Raw genomic sequence first — 17826 nt, forward strand, 5'->3', positions numbered from 1 at the left:
TTTCTTCCTCTTCAGGCTAGCTAAGATTTATGCTTAGTCCCCAACTTTTTCGCTTGAGCCTGAAAATTTCTTACTATTAATATATAAAAAATGGGTGCTTACATAGCGTAGGCACCCATTTTTATTATATAACTACTAGTTTATTACAAGTGTATTACTTCACCATAAGCTGCTGCTGCTGCTTCCATGATAGCCTCAGACATAGTTGGGTGAGGGTGAACCGATTTGATGATTTCCATACCTGTTGTTTCCAGTTTACGGGCTACAACGGCTTCACCAATCATTTCAGTTACATTAGCGCCAATCATGTGGCAACCTAACCATTCGCCGTATTTGGCATCAAAAATCACTTTTACAAAACCTTCAGGGCTACCTGCTGCTTTAGCTTTACCAGATGCCGAGAATGGGAATTTACCTACTTTAATTTCGTATCCGGCTTCTTTCGCTGCTTTTTCTGTATAACCTACCGAAGCAATTTCTGGTGTACAATACGTACAACCCGGGATATTTTTATAATCCATCGGTTGTGGGTGGTGGCCAGCTATTTTCTCAACACAGATGATACCTTCAGCCGATGCTTTGTGTGCCAGTGCCGGGCCTGGTGTTACGTCACCAATCGCATAGTAACCTGGTACATTTGTCTCAGACCATTGGTTAACTGTGATTTTACCCCTATCAGTAGCAATACCTACTTCTTCTAAACCGATGTTTTCTATATTGGCTACAATTCCGGCCGCTGAAAGCACCATGTCGGTCTCAATTTTGATTTCTCCATTAGGAGTTTTCACTGTCGAAACACAACCGTTGCCGCTTGTATCTACTTTCTCTACACTAGAGTTAGTATAGATTTCGATACCTGCTTTTTTATATGCTTTAGCCAGTTCTTTAGAAATGTCTTCATCTTCTACCGGAACGATATTTGGCATAAACTCTACGATGGTTACTTTAGTACCCATACTGGCATATACATAAGCAAACTCAACACCGATTGCACCCGAGCCAACTACTAATAATGAATCTGGTTTTTTCTCAAGGCTCATGGCTTTGCGGTACTCAATAATTTTTTTGCCATCAATCGGAATATTAGGCAATTGACGCGCTCTTGCACCAGTAGCAATAATGATGTATTTGCCTTCTACGTCAGATTTTTTACCTTCTGCATCGGTTACTTCTACTTTTTTACCTGCTTTTACTTTGCCTGTTCCGTAGATAACATCAATTTTATTTTTCTTCATCAGGAACTGAACTCCTTTGCTCATGCCATCGGCTACCCCACGAGAACGTTTGATAACCGCCTCAAAATTAGCGCTTGACTCACCTACTTCAATTCCGTAATCTTTTGCGTGCTTAATATATTCATAAACCTGGGCAGACTTCAACAAAGCCTTTGTTGGAATACAACCCCAGTTAAGGCAGATGCCCCCAAGGTTTTCTTTCTCAATAACGGCGGTTTTCAGGCCTAATTGTGAAGCACGGATAGCGGTAACATATCCGCCCGGCCCACTCCCAAGTACTACAACATCATACTGTGCCATAATATATAAATTTCTGGTTATTATAAATTTTGATGCAAAATTAGACAAAATACCTTATCCACAAAACCCTTTTTGATTATGTTCGAAAAGCAAAAAGGTCTATGAAAACTACACTCTTTGAGGCTCGAATCGCCATTTTGTTTCTAGTAAAACAAGAAAAATGGTATATTAAATCCCACTTAATTATAAATAAATTTAAGAATATATCCTTTCTTGTCATCACCCTCTGAAGAGATATATAAATCACCGGACGGGGTAAAGCAAATTCCTTCCGGCTGGGTAAATAGTTTCTCATCCAGTTCTATCAAATCTTTCTTTTTGCCATACTGTGTAAGAATCAATAGCTTTTTACCATGAGAAGCCACAATATAAACATCACCACTAGATGGATGCACAGCAATACCTGATGGGCGGAAATCTGCTTTACCATTCTTTCCTCTTACCATATCTTTTGTAATAGTGTAGCTAATAGCCAGTTGATTTTTTGTTAAATCATAACTGTAAATTAGTTTTTCGTCATCTTTGGCCTTTATATGCTCTTTGGTAACTAAAAGTAAGCTATTTGTGTGAGCATCATAACCTAAACCCTCATACTCTACCACATCAGGATTGGTACAATCTATTGTTCTTTCTGAGTGGGTATTTATATTAATTGCTTTTATTTTTCCATGTGTTTTCATAGCGTATACTTCGTCTCCTACAAATTCAACACCTTCATAATCGCCTTTTTTTTCAAATTCTATTTTATCGACAATATCTTCTTTATCTATGTCATAAATGAATATTTTCCCCTCTTCATCATTCACACAGATTAACTGGCTGTCTTTATAATAAGATAAGCCTGATATTTCCTTCAGACTTTTAGAAAGTTTGAATTTTTGCGAAGGATTAGCAAAGTCGTAACCATGTGTTATTTCAATGGTAGGTGCCTTTTCTTCATCAGCTTTTTTCTTTGATGGTCCGCAGGCATTTAGCACAAGTAATGCAAGGGCAATGAGACTCAAGGCAATAAAGAATATTTTTAGCATATATGTAATTTTAAAGGGGGATGAGTAAGTTTTTCGAAAAATCTTCTCAAATTTAGAAATCTTTTTCATTCAACATTAATCTAATCTATGCAAGCTATTACCAGGCCTGGAGTTGTACTATCAGGCATTTTATTGGTTTCGGGGTTATATCTGACCTCCTGTCAACCAAAATCTTCTGAATCTGCTCAGAGGGATATTCTCAAAGAAATCGTAGATACAACCGTATCGCCCAAAGATGACTTTTTTAAATATGCGGTAGGAACATGGATTAAACAGAATCCAATTCCGGCTTCTGAAAGCGGTTGGGGTATCGGAAGTATTGTACAAGAAGAAACCTATACACGCTTAAGAAGTATCAGCGAAGAATCTGCCAGACAAAGTGGCAGTTCAGGCTCAAACGAGCAGAAAATCGGTGATTTCTGGTTTACGGGTATGGATAGTCTGGGAACTGAAAAGCAGGGAATCAGCCCTGTTAAATCTGACCTGGATCGTATTGCATCTATTAAAGATTTACAGGGGGTTTTGGACGAGGTGGCCATTCAACAAACTTATGGATTAGGCACGCTATTCGGCAATTATGTGTTTCAGGACGAAAAGAACAGCGAAGAGCAAGCCTTGCATCTATATCAGGGGGGCTTGGGTTTGCCTGACAGAGATTATTATTTTAATATGGATAGTCGCAATACCAATATCCGCAAAGAATACAAGGCACATATACAACGTATGTTTAAGCTGTTAGGCAACGACGAGGCCACTGCTACAAAAAACATGGAAAGTATATATGCGCTGGAAGAAACCTTAGCTAAAAACTCTCGCAAAATAGAGGACTTGCGAGACCCTTATAAAAACTATAATAAGATGGATCTGGCGGCATTAGACAAACTGGCGCCTTCTATGAAGTTTAAGGATTTATTTGTGAAAATGAAAATTCCACAAGTAAAGAGTGCAATTGTAGGCCAACCGGAATTTTATACAGCTGTTGACAAATTGCTGAAATCTACACCAATTGATAGCTGGAAAGCTTACCTGACATGGAATTTCATCAGCAGTTTTGCCAGCGAATTAAGTAGCCCTTTTGCGAAAGAGAATTTCCATTTTTATAGAACTGTGTTACGCGGGGTAAAAGAAATGAAACCTCGCTGGAAAAGGGTATTAGATTCAGAAGAGCAATTATTAGGGGATGCTTTAGGACAACTTTTTGTTAAGAATTATTATTCTGAAAAAACCAAAAAGCGTTACGAAGAACTGGTAAAAAATATATTCAGTACCTATAAAGATCGCATTGAAAAATTAGACTGGATGTCTGACAGTACCAAGAAAAAGGCCTTATTGAAGCTCTCGACAGTAATGCCTAAAGTAAGCTACCCGGATAAATGGAAAGATTTTTCTACGCTTGATATCAAGCGGGATTCATATGTACAAAATATCATCAGAGCCAACCAATGGTGGTATTTATATGAAGTAAATAAAATTGGTAAACCTGTTGATAAAACAGAATGGGGAATGACCCCGCAGACTTATAATGCCTATTATAATCCGTCTAATAACGAGATTGTATTACCGGCGGCTATTTTCTTTGTGGCTGGCTTTACTGATGAGCAATTAGATGATGCCATTATCTATGCCTATGCGGGAGGCTCGACGATTGGTCATGAAATTACGCATGGTTTTGACGACCAGGGCAGGCAGTTTGATGAAAAAGGCAACCTGAAAGATTGGTGGACTAAGAAAGACGGTGAGGAATACAACAAACGAGCCAAGGGAATCATTGAACAGTTCAATAATTATGTAGTATTAGATTCGCTCCATATAAGAGGCGAAGCTACACAAGGAGAAAATATAGCTGACTTAGGTGGACTAATTCTAGGACTAGAAGCCTTCAAGAAAACAGAAGAATATAAGTCGGGTAAGAAAATTAATGGCTTTACGCCACTTCAACGCTTTTTCTTGGGATGGGCGCTGGCATGGATGAACCAATCAAGAGACGAGGCATTAGCCAATAGAATCATGACCGATGTGCATGCTCCAAGTTTCTTACGCGTGAATGGGCCTATCGTAAATGTAGATGAATTTTATGAGGCTTTTGATATAAAGCCCGGTGATAAGATGTATGTCGCACCAGAAAAAAGAGTGAAAATCTGGTAAGACTATAAACAGCGAAACTCAAATTGATAAAGCAACGTACTATAAAGGATTTTTTTCTTTTTTGTGAAGCCTGGATACTCATGGCAGTTTCCAGGCTTATGCTCGTTTTTGTTCCTTTTTCAAAAATCCTGCCTTTATTGGGTACACAGGTTACTATTCAAGAAAAAGTAGATGCAAGCCGAAATGAGTATAAATATTTACGCCGAGCTATTAGAAGAGCTTGCAGGTATTCATTCTGGCGTACCAGATGTTTTGAACAGGCACTATGCGCCAAATTAATGCTTAAATTAAGGCGCACCGGAAGTACGATTTACTTTGGCGTTAAAAAAGACAAACCTGATACAGAATTGCAGGCACATGCCTGGCTTATTTGTAATCAGGAGATAATTACCGGAGGTGAAAATTCAAACGAATTTGTAGTTATCAGTAGCTTTAGCAGTTAGTGATTAATATCTGATATTTTTAATCTACTCATTTCCCCTTATTCTGACCATCAAAAAAACAAGTAAGGTAAGAACAAGCCATTGACAATAAGCCCGCAAAATCAGGTTGAGATAAATCTGGGTCAGTAATTTCTATGAAGGTTTTATAAAGAAAAGATATGGTTATCTCAATTGATGTGCTATCTTTACCTGAATCTAACAACTAAATTTTTTTATATTTATGGAAAAAGAACACAATGAAGAAAAAATGGTTACAACTGAGCCTGTAAAAGCTGAGTGGAATAAACCAGAAATTGAGATTTTACCAGTAAAAGAAAAAACTTTGGGAGGGCCAGCGGGTGTTATTGATGGAATTACATTCTCATAAACCTCTGAAATCGGATTGTAAAATCAGAATTGTGAGTTTTATCTATAAAGAAGACAATGGTATTTGACCTTTCCGATATTGTTATTATCTAAAAATCAAAGATTTGAGTGGTAAAATCCAAATCTTTGATTTTTAGATTTTTTTTAAAAATAAGTTTTTAAAAAAGAAGCTACCTGTAATATTTTAAGGAATAGCATAATGTCCACTGCTTCTGGAATTGTATTTGTATCCAGATATATTTTTAAATTATTCCCCAATTTTTTTATATCGACAGAATTGCTAATTATTTCATTGTTCTGGAGCTCCTCTACTTCATTTAATAGCTCCTTTTTCGAGGCCTGTACCCTGAAAAATATATCCGCACTCTGTAAACCCTTCTTTTTTGAATATAATACGCTATCCGGTAATCTGCGGTTCATCATCCTTTTAACAAGCATCCGTTCATTTAAATTTTCATCAAAAAAAACTTCATTAGGAATGGTCAAAAAGAAGTTCATTACATCAATATCACTTGTGGGGTCTCTTAATTCAATACCATAATAATTCCCAAAAGCTCCTCCCAAAACGCTTCGCATCGAATACAGCTGAATAAAAACCTTTTTAAGAGGCAAAACATCAGAATAGTAGTCTACAAAACCCGTTTTATTGTTTCTGATATCTTTTATAATATCAAATTTAGTCATTAGTTCTTTGCTTAGATAACTATCATTTGCATAATTCTCCAATGAATTATTTTTATAAACACTCGGTGCATATTTTAATAAAATAGGCTTTGCTACCCTCCGCTTCAGATATTTATATGGGCTTTTTATTAAGCTTTTTAAATTATGGGGGACTAAATAATTAAGTCCTGAAAAAGAAATAGAACCATTGCCCCCTTCTCCGGTTAACAGAGTACCGAAACCCTGTTTATATGATGTGGAATAAATATCTATAAGCCAGCTACTATTGCCAGCGCCATGTATAAATCCATCAAGTGCCTCCATACATTCAATATAGCCTTTATAAGGAGAGATGTCGGCACTGGTTAGGTATTGCGGATTAATATTTCCTGAGGCGTTTACTGTAGCCTGCATTAATGGTGTTTCATCTAATGTCCTGCTTTTTCCAAACGAGGCATTCTGAAGTTCATTTTTAAATAAAGGAACATGACTGAATGTAGTAAGTGTCTTATTTTGCTTTTTAAGTAAATCTGCTGCAATATAAGTAACTGTACTGCTATCTAAACCACCACTAAGCATAGAAGCCACAGGCTTATAGCTTCTCAAACGCACATTTACAGCATTGTACATACGTTCCAACATTTCGTCGGCATAATCCTGTTTATTTTTATAATGAATTTCCTGAATATTTTCCGGAGGCCAATATTTGTTTATATGCGTTTCTCTTTCTTTAAGCTTTAAAGTATACCCGTTTTGTAAATGATAAACATTCCTGAAAAATGTTTCATTACTCATGAGTTTTTCCTCGCGTTTCCAGAAAGATACGGAAGAAGCAAAATATTCTTCATTCAATTGCTTCTTGAAATCGGGCAAAGCCAGAATAGACTTAATGGAAGAACTAAAAGCAAAATATTTATCTGTATTATAAAAAAATAAAGAGGTATAGCCTGTGGTGTCGCGTGCTATGAATAACTCTTTTGTAGTAAAATGATAAGCAGCAAAACTCCAGTCTCCTTTAAGTTTGTGTTGGGTTTGTTCGCCGTATTTCAGATAAGCTTGTAAAATATAATAGCTGTCCGAAATCTGATCAGTGGTTTTTAGATTTAATTGCCGGCTTAGTTCCTCGCGGTTATCTACTCTTCCTTGTCCGACAAACAATATATTGGGCTCACTTAAATAGATAGGTTGGGCATCATATATATCTTCTGGTGTACCATAATTGAGTATTTTACCAAAAGCAGCCTCCTTTTCAACAATTCTATCAAATTTCTGTTGAGGAAAATTCTTTAATGGTGCATACATTGACCCGAAAAACTTTTCATCAACCGAAGCATCATATTGTAAAATACCAAAAATCAAACTCATAGAGGATGGTTAAGTTTCGTAGAATTTTAGTCTGATAATAGATTTAGGCGAGCAAATCCTGTGATTGAAGCTTATTAATAAACTCAAAAGTCTCTTCTTTACATTGAGTTTCTGAGACATTATACTTTGAGAGCAGGTAATTAATCAAATCACTTATGGAGATATGATGCTCGATTTTTTCCCAGATAACGCGCCCAAGATTATTTAGTGTAATAAAATTGCCGCTCTCTACATGCATCATTACCAGTTCGTCTCCTAAATTAGTAATGATTGCATTTGCATCTTTTCGTTTCACAATACTGGTCATGGAAAAATTAGTCATATAGATTTTTTATGTTTCAAAGATATTAAAATATTATAGAAGGCAAACAAACTGAGCAATTTAAAGTGTTGACGGCATTTTCCGTTTAAATTTTTGCTTGATATTTAAAAATCTTTTTCTTTGCATTATTAATCACCTTTAATCTTTTAGCAATTTATGGAAAATCAGAACAACTCTGAAGCAATAATTGGTAATGAGCAAACCAAATTAGAATGGAATAGTCCTGAAGTGGAGGTTTTGTCTGTAAAAGATAAAACTCTAGCCGGAGCATCCGGACTCACTGATTCCGGTGTTTTTTCATAGATTTCCGATTTAGCATTTGTGGACGGATTAGGTAATCTGTCCACTTTTTTGTTTTAAGCCCTCAAAACATTCTCTGTAAAAACTTAGCAGCCTGCATCGTTTTTATAACAAGCTGAATGGTATCTGCTGTTTCTTTATAATCATTATCCAGATACATTTTCAGTTTTTTTTCCAATTTGTCCATATCAATATAATCTGTAACGAGTGGCGATTTTTTAAGATTTGATAGCTCATTCAGCAGTTCTGCCTTTGAGTTTCGGATTCTGAAAATAAGATCAGAGCTCTGCAATCCCTTTTTTCCAGCAAATAATACTTTATCAGGCATTTTATTGCGCATCATTCTTTTTACAAGCATTCTGTTATTGAAATTGTCATCAAAAAAAACGTCATTGGGTATTGTCAGGAAAAAGTTCATCACATCAATATCGGTGGTTGGGTCTCTTAATTCTATCCCATAATAATTTCCAAATGAGGCTCCCAAAACACTTCTTAAATGATAATAAGTCATAAATTTCTTTTTTGCTTCCAGCACATGATGATAATATGGTAGAAATCCCTCATTTTTATATCTGGCATTTTTCATTATCTGGTATCTATCCAGTATTCGGGCATTGGTGTATCCAGCTTTAATGCTCTGTTCGAAAGTATTAAAAACAGAAGCTGTACTGAAGTATTTCAAAACCAATGGTTTGGCTACCTGCCTCCTTAAATAGTTGATGGGGTTTCTGATGAGCCTCCGGATACTATGGGCTTGTCTGTAATCAATGGCTGAGAAAGAAGTAGAGCCGTTGCCACCTTCTCCGGTAAGCAAAGTGCCATAACCCTGTTGTGCACAGGTTTTATAGATGTCTATCATCCAATAGGCATTTCCGGCTCCGTGTATAAAGCCGTCGAGCACATCAAGGCTTTCAGAAGACCCTTGTAGAGGTGAAACACGCTCAGAATGTAGATATTGAGAATTAATATTACCTGATGCTCTTACGGTTGCGTCAATAAACGGGGTTTCATCAAGCACTCGTTTTTGCGCCATCGGGTCGTTTAAAAGTGCTTGTTTATACAAAGGCACATGGCTGTAGGTAGTAAGGGTTTTATTCTGTTTTTTAAGCAAGTCAGCAGCTATATAACTTACCATATTGCTATCCAGGCCCCCACTTAGCATAGATGCCACGGGTTTATAACTCCGCAATCGCCTGTCTACAGCCTTATAGATAAGGTCAGACATTTCGTCTGAATAGTCCTGTTTATTTTTATAATAGGTCTCCCTTATATTTTCAGGCGGCCAGTATTGGGTAATTGTAAATTCTCTATTTTTAAATTTTAGCAGACATCCGCCTTGGAGATAAAAAACATTCTTATAGAATGTTTCATTACTGGCAAATTTCTCTCTTACTTTCCACAAGCTCAATCCTGAAACAAAGTATTCTTCGTTTAATTCTTTTTTAAAAACAGGCAAAGACAGAATAGATTTAAGAGATGTGCTAAAAGCAAAGTATTGATCGATTTTATAAAAATACAAGACTGTGTAACCCTGTGTATCGCGAGCCAGAAATAACTCTTTTGTATTGTAATTATAAACCGCCAGACTCCATTCTCCCTTAAGTTTATGCTGTACCTCTTCTCCATATTTTAGATAGGCCTGTAATATGAAATAACTGTCAGAGACAGTATCATGGGCATTTATGCCTAAAACCTTCGCTAATTCATCTCTATTGTCTATGCGCCCCTGTGCCGTAAAAAGCCTATTATGTTCGCTCAGATAAACCGGTTGAGAGTCAAACACATCTTCAGGTGTTCCATAATTCAGTATTTTTCCGAATGATGCTTCCTGGATACTTATTTTGTCAAATCGTACTTGAGGAAAGTTTTTTAGAGGTGTATACATTGTCTGTAATAACCCTTCATCGTGCTGATTATCGTTGTGCTTTACAATGCCAAAGATTAAACTCATACGTTTTTAGCTATGGAAATATTATTAGGAGTAAGTTTCAGGCTAGTAAATGTTCAGCATTTAGTTTTTCAAGAAAAATAACAGTTTCTTCTTTGCATTGAGTTTCTGAAACATTATATTTTGATAGAAGGTAATTAATCAAATCACCTATGGAGAGAGGATGTTCGATTTTTTCCCAGATAACACGCCCAAGATTATTTAGTGTAATAAAATTGCCGCTCTCTACATGCATCATTACTAGTTCGTCTCCTAAATTAGTAATAATTGTATTTGCATCTTTTCGCCTAACAATACTTGTCATAGAAAAAATACTCATATTGATTTTTTAATCTTTTAAGGTATTAAAATAATTGCCAGGTCTGAAGAAAGTTCTTGCAGTCTTCTTTCACCTTAATTTAATCATCTAATTTACAAATATTTTTCTTGCTTCTCAGAACTGTCATAAAAAAATGAAGACACCAGATAGCTTACTGATGTCCTCATTAGTTTTAATTAGCCTATTTCTAACAATTTTCTCCACCAATCTCACAAGCATCGCCTGTTACCTCTACTGGTTTCATTTCTTCGGCTACTTGTGCCAGTGCATCCAGAAATACCTCTGTTGGTTGTGCTCCGCTTAAACCATATTTATTGTTTAATATAAAAAATGGCACACCCGAAACACCCTGATTCTGAAAATGTTTGATTTCCTGCGTAACCCAGTAACTAATCTGGTCGTCGGCTAAAATACTTTCCGTCTTTTCTCGTTCCCAGCCGAAATCTCCCATGAAGGAAATAATGTTTTCTTTATCTGAAAAATCGATACCATCTGTGAAATACGCCTTGAAGAATTTTTCTTCCAGATCATTCTGTGTACCTTCTTCTCTGGCTACGTGCAATATTTTATGCAGAGGAATGGTATTAATCACCTTAGGCATTTTTTCGAATTCAAACTGAATACCAGCTTTAGCGCCTACACCCTCTACTCTCTCATGCATTTGCTGAATACGCTCAGAACTCCCGAATTTATTTACAAAATACTCCTCACGCGGTAATCCTTCCTGCGGAATAGTCGGGTCTAACTGGAAAGGATGCCAGGTAACCTGAAAGTCTTGTCCTTCCATACCTGCTAAGGCTTTTTCTAAATGTTTTTTACCGATATAGCACCAGGGACAGGCCACATCTGAAACAATATCTATCTGAATTGGTTTACTTGTCATTACACTACTTGTTTTAACAAATAAACTGCACATTTACACGATTAGTTCAAATTGTATTTTACGATGAAATGCACCCATTTGATAATTTTTTTCTTAGTATTTAATTAAAAAAAACATTAAAAAATAGGCCAATCCACTGAAACTCAGAATTTATAGTTTAAATTGGTATGTTTTTGCTTTTCTAACCAAATCATTCTTACGAACCCCCATGAAAAAATGCTTACTTTTAAGTTTGCTATGCGTTTTTGTTACACACATAACTTTAGCAAAAATCGGGATGCCATGCGATAATACACAAGTATTGAAAACTAAGAAATTTTTACAGCCTAGCAAGCAAACAAAAAAGTCCGCCTCCTTCTTCAATCCTTTTTCTTCCCAACATTTTTCTTCTTCCCTTGCCTTAACAAGCACAATGGTCTTGAAAGACGAAGTTGAGCCTAATAATGATGTCATAACTGCTATGCCATTAGGAGGGAATGATGTGAAGATAAAAGGGTTTATTAATCCAAGTGGAGATAACGATTATTATTCTTTTACAGCGACTGCCGGTGATAGAGTATACGTGGCTACCCAAACTGCTTTTTCTGCTACAGGAAGTACAGATAGTATTTTGGATGTACTTTCAAGTGATGGCTTTACAGCGTTAGAAACAGATGATAATGATGGTTCCTTTGGTCCTAATTCATCAAGTATTGCAGGTACGCTTATTCCCGCTAATGGGACTTATTATATTAGAGTAAAGCATCTTTCGAATAGTGTTAAGTTGCTTCCCTATCTTTTATATTTTCGTTTACAAACAGGCACACCAGTAGCCGAAATTGAGCCTAATAATAGTACATCCGCAGCGAATGTATTCCCCAATTCAGCTTGGGTAAGTGGTGCATTAAGTTCAGATCAGGACACTGATTATTATTCTATTGCATTGAATGCGGGTGATACAATCTATATAAGCCTTGATTTCGACCCTGAAAGAGATGGTACTACCTGGAATGGCCAGGTTGCTTTAGGGGAATTTAGTCAGTTTTATTTGCCTGCGGGTGACCCCAATACGCAATCACCTAATTCAGAAGGTTTTTTTCTGACAGTAAAAACAAGTGGTACCTATTATATTGTGGTCGCACCGGATGGTAATACTTTTGGTACCTATCAGTTAAGTGCAAGTGTGCTACCTGCTAATACGGCTAATCTTTCAAGTTATAATAGTACTGGTACTACTGTCATTCCTGCCGTTACGGGTTCAGTTACATCAACTATTAATATTCCTGTCAATAAAAGAATTGAATCTTTGAAGGTCTCAATTAATTTATTTCATAGCAAAATAGAGGATTTAGATGTACGCCTGACTTCTCCATCCGGAAATACAGTAATTTTATTTACTGATGTTATCGCTTTGTCTCCAATGGATATAAAGCTGGATGATGCCGCAGCTATTCCTATGGGTAGTTTTCCTATAGTTAATAATATTGTTTATCAACCACCTAGAGAGTCTCGCTTAGAATGGTTCAAAGGACAATTAGCACAAGGTAACTGGACTTTAACTATTGATGTTGATTCGCCCGATGGTAGTGGAACATTGAATAGTTGGAGCATTGAAATTGAAGAACAGCTAAATATTCTAGGCACACTTACCAGTATTTATACCAACGATTTCGAAACCAATGATGGAGGCTTTATTCATTCTGGTGCACAGGATGAATGGGAGCGAGGCACTCCTACCTTTGCCCCAATAACTACGGCTAATGGCGGAACAAAATGCTGGAAAACCGACCTTGATAATACCTACAATTTTAATACTAATTGTGACCTTATCTCTCCTAATATTTATATTCCCGATTTAGGTGTTAACAGTGCATACTTGACATGGACACAGAAATACCAGTTTGCTGGTACTGATGGTGCTAATACAAATGCCTACGCCTATGTTGAAATACAGGAAATAGGTACGGCCAATAGAAGAAAAATATGGGAGTGGTTAGGTCCAAAAATGATTGGAAGTGTGGGAAACCCAAGTACTTTGATTAATGAATCTGCAGGTTGGGGATTATTTCGGGCTAACATCAATGAGTTTGCTAATAAGACCATCAGAGTCATTTTTCACTTTGAGTCCGATGCTTCAAGTCCATTGCTTGCCGGCTGGGCTATTGATGATGTGAATATCTTTAAGACGTTCTGTCCGAATAGTTTAACCCTTACAAATACAGATAATTACTCAGGTGTTTATAGCAGGGTAGTAGCAAGCGGAAGCATTACAGCAACGAATGAGGTTACAACTAATAATATTATTCAAAACCCGGCTAATCTTACTTATCAGGCTACGAAGGCCATTGTTTTATTGCCCAACTTTAAAGCAGATGCCAGTGGAGGCACAGTCTTTATGGCACAAATAGGAGGGTGTAATTGATAATGATTCTATAAAAAAATGCGAGGTTTACGGCCTCGCATTTTTTGCATATAAACTATTCGAACTTCTTAGTTGATGATATCAAATCCACAATAAGGTACCAATACCTTTGGAATTCTGATACCTTCCGGTGTCTGATTATTTTCCAGAATTGAAGCCAGAATACGAGGAAGTGCTAAAGCAGAACCATTCAATGTATGTAATAGCTGTGTTTTGCCATCTACCTTATAACGCAGTTTCAGACGATTAGCCTGATACGTTTCAAAGTTCGATACTGAACTCACCTCCAACCATCTTTTTTGCGCAGCTGAGTATACCTCGAAATCAAAAGTAAGAGCAGAAGTGAAACCCATATCGCCGCCGCATAAGCGAAGAATGCGGTATGGCAATTCAAGCTTACCTAATAAGCCTTTTACATGCTCTATCATTTCTTCTAATGCCTGATATGATTCTTCCGGCTTGCGTATCTGTACAATCTCTACTTTATCAAACTGATGCAGACGATTCAGGCCTCTTACATGAGCTCCCCAGCTACCTGCTTCACGACGGAAACATGGCGTATAACCTACGTTTTTAATTGGCAAATCTCCATCGGCCAGAATCACATCACGATAGATATTTGTGATAGGTACCTCAGCCGTTGGAATCAGATATAAATCATCAGCAGTGGCATGGTACATTTGTCCTTCTTTATCAGGCAATTGTCCTGTACCAAAGCCAGAATCCTTATTAATCAGAATCGGTGGCTGGATTTCTCCATATCCTGCTGCCAGGGCTTCATCCAGAAAGAAATTAATCATCGCACGTTGGATACGTGCGCCTTTGCCTTTATAAATTGGGAAACCTGCTCCGGTAATTTTATTCCCTAAATCAAAATCAATGATATTGTATTGTTTGATTAACTCCCAATGAGGCTGTGCGTTTTCGTGTAGCGTAGGAATAGTCCCAGTCTCAAATATATTGACATTTTCCTCCGGCGTACGACCTTCCGGCACGCTCGCATGAGGCAAATTAGGCATAGTTACCAATACCTCATATAAGTCATTCTCTAAGGTCTTTAGATTTTCTTCTAATGCCTTTGAGTGCGCTTTCAATTCGGCAGTCTGGGCTTTGGCTGTTTCAGCTTCTGCCTTTTTGCCTTCTTTCATCAAGCCACCAATCTCTTTAGCCAAAGCATTTGATTTTGCCAGAGTTCCGTCTAGTTCTGCCTGAGTTTCACGACGTTTCTGGTCGATGTCAAGCAAGGTATCTACTGTCTCTTCAGCATTTTTAAAATACTTGCGCTTCAGGCCATCAATAGTAGCCTGCTTGTTTTCTTTTATATAATTCAGTTGTAACATAGTAGTCTTATCTAATCAGGGCTAAGCCCTTGTGTAATCTCATTCAAAAGTAAATAAGCCTTCGTTCAATGCTTCCAGGGCTGCATTTTTATCTTTGGTATCAACCAATAGAGAAATATTATGCTCCGAAGCTCCATAGGCAATCATTCTGATAGGGATATTTTTCATCGCTTCAATTACTTTCAGGGCAATACCTGCTTTATCTGCTTTGAAATCTCCTACAATACAGATGATACTCTGATTGCGGTCATGTTCTTCCAGGTCGGCAAACTGGCTTAGTGCGGTAGTGATTTGCTCCAGATTGTCAGCATTGTCAATGGTTACAGCCACCGACACTTCGGAAGTCGTAATCATATCAACAGGTGTTTTATATTTCTCGAAAATCTCGAATACTTTCGTCAGGAAGCCGTAAGCATTCAGCATACGGGTCGAGTGAATATAAATAGCCGTAATACCATCTTTTGCTGCAATTGCTTTGATTTCAGACTCTGTTGTTTTATGCGCAATAAGCGTTCCGAATGCTCTAGGTTCCATAGTGTTTTTCAGACGGACAGGTACACCTCTCATTTTTGCCGGGGTAATAGTGCTTGGATGTAAAATTTTAGCTCCGAAATAGGCCAGTTCAGCCGCTTCTTCAAAGGTTAGCTCGCGTACAGGGAAAGTTCTTTTCACGATACGAGGGTCGTTGTTATGCATCCCGTCAATATCTGTCCAGATCTGAATTTCTTCTGCACTAATGGCGCCACCTATCAAAGAGGCTGTATAATCAGACCCACCACGTTTCAGGTTATCTATTTCTCCACGAGGATTTCTACAGATAAATCCCTGAGTAATGAATAAGTCTTTGTTTGGTAATTGTTCCAGCATGGCGGTCAGTTTCTCCTCTGTAAAGCTTAAAACCGGCTCGTTATCTGCATCAATCAGCATGAAATCCAAAGCTGGCAAAAGTGCCGAATTAATACCTTCTTCCTGCAAATAAGCCTCAAACATTTGCGTAGAAAGTAACTCGCCTTCGGCTACAATTTCTTTCTCTTGCTTCAAGGTAAAAGGCTTGATATTTACTAAAGAGCGGATAAAACTAAATTCCTTGTCTACAATTCCTTTTCCTGCATTGTATCCTGCATCAGTTTTATACAAATCTTTAATAAAAGCCTCATAGTGCGCGTATAAAGCATTTATTTTCTCAGTGGCTTCGGTATCATTGTTAGCTTTCAGAGACTCACCGATAGAGATAAGGGAGTTTGTTGTACCGGAAAGCGCCGATAAAACAACAATCTTACGTTGACCATCTTCTGTAATCAGATTACGAATAGAGTGCATACGCTCCGGTTTCCCTACGGAAGTACCGCCAAATTTCCAAACTTGCATTTTCTGTGGTTCTGGTTTTGTTTTACTATGAATAAAATATTTAATCTTTTCTATTACCCAATATTTCTCTCCACTTACCCGATTCCGCTATTTCCTTGACAAACTGATTTCTTTCTATCAGGAATCCTTTCAGGTAATTTTCTAATACCAGCTTATCGGCTATTTTACCTAAGATGCCTAAGGGTGATTCAAACATAAAAATGTCTTTCATCAAAGTCCCCTTGCCAGTTGGTATAAAATGATGCTCGTGCCGTAAAGTTTTAAAAGCCCCTTTCTGCATTTCATCTACAAAATATTCAGGTCTGCGAGCTTCCGTAATCTTACTTGTCAATTCCTGCCAGATGCCAAAATGTTTGGCTCTCCACGTGACGCTCTCCCCCAATTTCATCAACCCTTCTCTCACACCATCTACAATATGCTCTTTTGTTTTAGCTGTTGATAATTGGTGTAAATCTACACTCAATGATAAATCATAACAGATTTCAGCAGAGGCTTGTATTAGGGTTTCTAGGATTATTTTAGGCATTCCAATAACTCGGGATAGACTGACTGAGTTTGTAACCTCTGAAATCTTCTTTGGGTATATTATAATAGAAGCTACAAAAATTTAAAGCCAGATCTGATAAATATCGCATTTGTACAATCTCCTCTTTTATCTTCTCAATACCATAATATCTATTCATTTCCAACCAGTCAGCTAGCTTACCGTTCATCAAAATACGATTGATTACATCACGGATATGCTTATCAAAATCAATCTCCTCAAAATTGACATCCCAGAAAGCGGCTTTTGATATGTTTGGTTTTGCCTTTTGCATCTCCTTACTGTAATCCTAACATCTTGATAGCTGTAATAGCAGCCTCATCACCTTTGTTACCATGAATACCACCCGCACGGTCAAGTGCTTGCTGTTGGTTGTTTGGTGTCAATACACCGAAAATAACAGGCTTATTATATTTCAAAGCTACTTCGGTTAAACCACCTGCTACCGCATGATTGATATAATCGTTGTGCTTGGTTTCTCCCTGAATGACACAGCCGAGTGCAATAACCGCATCAATGTCAGCTTTTTGTGCAAATACCTGTGAGCCGAAGCTTAGTTCGAAGCTACCCGGTACATTGGCACGAATGATGTTTTCTTCTTTAGCACCATTATCTAATAAAGTCTGATAGGCACCTTCAAAAAGCGCTTCTGTAATTTCACTATTCCATTCGGCTACTATAATGGCAAACTTTTTCTGGCTTACATCCGGTAAGCCTGTGGTACTGAATACGCTAAGATTTTTGTGTGCTGATGACATTTTTTATTCGAGTAAAGAAATAGACTTTATAGAACAATACTTATTAAAAAAGGGACAAACCAGATTCGGCTTATCCCTTTGATTATGACTGTATAACC

General features: G+C 37.3%; 17 protein-coding genes. 5 read left to right on the top strand and 12 right to left on the bottom strand.

Annotated elements, in window-relative coordinates:
• Nucleotides 1–143: 143 nt before the first annotated feature.
• Both lpdA and ACYVFA_RS15200 read right to left on the bottom strand, forming a co-directional pair.
• Nucleotides 144–1535 carry a dihydrolipoyl dehydrogenase gene (lpdA, locus tag ACYVFA_RS15195; protein ID WP_460472694.1) on the bottom strand — a complete coding sequence of 464 codons (1392 nt, stop codon included), beginning with the start codon at nt 1533–1535 and terminating at the stop codon, nt 144–146.
• A gap of 179 nt (nt 1536–1714) precedes the next feature.
• A complete protein-coding gene (locus ACYVFA_RS15200; RefSeq protein WP_460472695.1) occupies nt 1715–2563 on the bottom strand; it encodes an SdiA-regulated domain-containing protein in 849 nt (282 codons plus the stop codon).
• An 87-nt stretch (nt 2564–2650) separates the two neighbouring features.
• Between ACYVFA_RS15200 and ACYVFA_RS15205 the strand changes: the two genes are divergently transcribed.
• From ACYVFA_RS15205 to ACYVFA_RS15215, 3 genes are all read left to right on the top strand, one after another.
• The gene (locus tag ACYVFA_RS15205) at nt 2651–4708 is read left to right on the top strand and encodes a M13 family metallopeptidase (RefSeq protein WP_460472696.1); all 2058 of its coding nucleotides are present in this window, start codon (nt 2651–2653) and stop codon (nt 4706–4708) included.
• Between the two features lie 23 nt (nt 4709–4731).
• On the top strand, nt 4732–5151 hold the full coding sequence (locus tag ACYVFA_RS15210; protein ID WP_460472697.1) for a lasso peptide biosynthesis B2 protein: 420 nt from the start codon (nt 4732–4734) through the stop codon (nt 5149–5151).
• A 220-nt stretch (nt 5152–5371) separates the two neighbouring features.
• Nucleotides 5372–5518 carry a hypothetical protein gene (locus ACYVFA_RS15215; RefSeq protein ID WP_460472698.1) on the top strand — a complete coding sequence of 49 codons (147 nt, stop codon included), beginning with the start codon at nt 5372–5374 and terminating at the stop codon, nt 5516–5518.
• 143 nt (nt 5519–5661) lie between these two features.
• Here ACYVFA_RS15215 and ACYVFA_RS15220 read toward each other — a convergent pair whose 3' ends face one another.
• Both ACYVFA_RS15220 and ACYVFA_RS15225 read right to left on the bottom strand, forming a co-directional pair.
• Nucleotides 5662–7545 (bottom strand): asparagine synthetase B family protein, encoded by a 1884-nt coding sequence (locus ACYVFA_RS15220; RefSeq protein WP_460472699.1) that lies wholly within the window; start codon nt 7543–7545, stop codon nt 5662–5664.
• Nucleotides 7546–7588: 43 nt separating this feature from the next.
• The gene (locus tag ACYVFA_RS15225) at nt 7589–7867 is read right to left on the bottom strand and encodes a PqqD family peptide modification chaperone (RefSeq protein ID WP_460472700.1); all 279 of its coding nucleotides are present in this window, start codon (nt 7865–7867) and stop codon (nt 7589–7591) included.
• Between the two features lie 156 nt (nt 7868–8023).
• Here ACYVFA_RS15225 and ACYVFA_RS15230 point away from each other — a divergent pair, with 156 nt between their 5' ends.
• Nucleotides 8024–8170: a hypothetical protein gene (locus ACYVFA_RS15230; RefSeq protein ID WP_460472701.1), complete on the top strand. Its 147-nt coding sequence runs from the start codon at nt 8024–8026 to the stop codon at nt 8168–8170.
• A 61-nt stretch (nt 8171–8231) separates the two neighbouring features.
• On the opposite strand, the gene ACYVFA_RS15235 is transcribed toward ACYVFA_RS15230, so the two are convergent.
• The 3 genes from ACYVFA_RS15235 to ACYVFA_RS15245 all read right to left on the bottom strand — a co-directional run bounded on the left by ACYVFA_RS15235 (nt 8232) and on the right by ACYVFA_RS15245 (nt 11317).
• Complete coding sequence (locus tag ACYVFA_RS15235) at nt 8232–10118, bottom strand: asparagine synthetase B family protein (RefSeq protein WP_460472702.1); 1887 nt, start codon at nt 10116–10118, stop codon at nt 8232–8234.
• Between the two features lie 37 nt (nt 10119–10155).
• On the bottom strand, nt 10156–10434 hold the full coding sequence (locus tag ACYVFA_RS15240) for a PqqD family peptide modification chaperone (protein WP_460472703.1): 279 nt from the start codon (nt 10432–10434) through the stop codon (nt 10156–10158).
• 187 nt (nt 10435–10621) lie between these two features.
• Nucleotides 10622–11317 (bottom strand): DsbA family oxidoreductase, encoded by a 696-nt coding sequence (locus ACYVFA_RS15245; protein WP_460472704.1) that lies wholly within the window; start codon nt 11315–11317, stop codon nt 10622–10624.
• A 418-nt stretch (nt 11318–11735) separates the two neighbouring features.
• Here ACYVFA_RS15245 and ACYVFA_RS15250 point away from each other — a divergent pair, with 418 nt between their 5' ends.
• The gene (locus tag ACYVFA_RS15250; protein ID WP_460472705.1) at nt 11736–13718 is read left to right on the top strand and encodes a 3-coathanger stack domain-containing protein; all 1983 of its coding nucleotides are present in this window, start codon (nt 11736–11738) and stop codon (nt 13716–13718) included.
• 68 nt (nt 13719–13786) lie between these two features.
• Here ACYVFA_RS15250 and serS read toward each other — a convergent pair whose 3' ends face one another.
• Genes serS through ribH form a run of 5 tightly spaced genes read right to left on the bottom strand, consistent with a single transcriptional unit; the run spans nt 13787 to nt 17728 of the window.
• Entirely contained in the window at nt 13787–15058 is a 1272-nt protein-coding gene (serS, locus tag ACYVFA_RS15255; RefSeq protein ID WP_460472706.1) for a serine--tRNA ligase, read from the bottom strand.
• A gap of 39 nt (nt 15059–15097) precedes the next feature.
• Nucleotides 15098–16426, bottom strand: a complete 1329-nt coding sequence (locus tag ACYVFA_RS15260; protein WP_460472707.1) for an aspartate kinase — start codon at nt 16424–16426, stop codon at nt 15098–15100.
• Between the two features lie 40 nt (nt 16427–16466).
• The gene (locus tag ACYVFA_RS15265; RefSeq protein ID WP_460472708.1) at nt 16467–16952 is read right to left on the bottom strand and encodes an SRPBCC family protein; all 486 of its coding nucleotides are present in this window, start codon (nt 16950–16952) and stop codon (nt 16467–16469) included.
• On the bottom strand, nt 16945–17244 hold the full coding sequence (locus ACYVFA_RS15270; RefSeq protein WP_460472709.1) for a DUF6922 domain-containing protein: 300 nt from the start codon (nt 17242–17244) through the stop codon (nt 16945–16947). The genes ACYVFA_RS15265 and ACYVFA_RS15270 overlap by 8 nt, the downstream gene beginning before the upstream one ends.
• 4 nt (nt 17245–17248) lie before the next feature.
• On the bottom strand, nt 17249–17728 hold the full coding sequence (ribH, locus tag ACYVFA_RS15275) for a 6,7-dimethyl-8-ribityllumazine synthase (protein WP_460472710.1): 480 nt from the start codon (nt 17726–17728) through the stop codon (nt 17249–17251).
• Nucleotides 17729–17826: the final 98 nt, after the last annotated feature.

It is taken from the genome of Emticicia fontis (assembly GCF_054779675.1).

Bases quoted from the DNA above. Each gene is read 5' to 3' on its own strand.
- ACYVFA_RS15230 (WP_460472701.1), top strand. From the start codon at position 8,024: ATGGAAAATCAGAACAACTCTGAAGCAATAATTGGTAATGAGCAAACC.
- ACYVFA_RS15265 (WP_460472708.1), bottom strand. From the start codon at position 16,952: ATGCCTAAAATAATCCTAGAAACCCTAATACAAGCCTCTGCTGAAATC.
- ACYVFA_RS15260 (WP_460472707.1), bottom strand. From the start codon at position 16,426: ATGCAAGTTTGGAAATTTGGCGGTACTTCCGTAGGGAAACCGGAGCGT.
- ACYVFA_RS15270 (WP_460472709.1), bottom strand. From the start codon at position 17,244: ATGCAAAAGGCAAAACCAAACATATCAAAAGCCGCTTTCTGGGATGTC.
- ACYVFA_RS15205 (WP_460472696.1), top strand. From the start codon at position 2,651: ATGCAAGCTATTACCAGGCCTGGAGTTGTACTATCAGGCATTTTATTG.
- ACYVFA_RS15220 (WP_460472699.1), bottom strand. From the start codon at position 7,545: ATGAGTTTGATTTTTGGTATTTTACAATATGATGCTTCGGTTGATGAA.
- ribH (WP_460472710.1), bottom strand. From the start codon at position 17,728: ATGTCATCAGCACACAAAAATCTTAGCGTATTCAGTACCACAGGCTTA.
- lpdA (WP_460472694.1), bottom strand. From the start codon at position 1,535: ATGGCACAGTATGATGTTGTAGTACTTGGGAGTGGGCCGGGCGGATAT.
- serS (WP_460472706.1), bottom strand. From the start codon at position 15,058: ATGTTACAACTGAATTATATAAAAGAAAACAAGCAGGCTACTATTGAT.
- ACYVFA_RS15235 (WP_460472702.1), bottom strand. From the start codon at position 10,118: ATGAGTTTAATCTTTGGCATTGTAAAGCACAACGATAATCAGCACGAT.
- ACYVFA_RS15200 (WP_460472695.1), bottom strand. From the start codon at position 2,563: ATGCTAAAAATATTCTTTATTGCCTTGAGTCTCATTGCCCTTGCATTA.
- ACYVFA_RS15215 (WP_460472698.1), top strand. From the start codon at position 5,372: ATGGAAAAAGAACACAATGAAGAAAAAATGGTTACAACTGAGCCTGTA.
- ACYVFA_RS15240 (WP_460472703.1), bottom strand. From the start codon at position 10,434: ATGAGTATTTTTTCTATGACAAGTATTGTTAGGCGAAAAGATGCAAAT.
- ACYVFA_RS15225 (WP_460472700.1), bottom strand. From the start codon at position 7,867: ATGACTAATTTTTCCATGACCAGTATTGTGAAACGAAAAGATGCAAAT.
- ACYVFA_RS15245 (WP_460472704.1), bottom strand. From the start codon at position 11,317: ATGACAAGTAAACCAATTCAGATAGATATTGTTTCAGATGTGGCCTGT.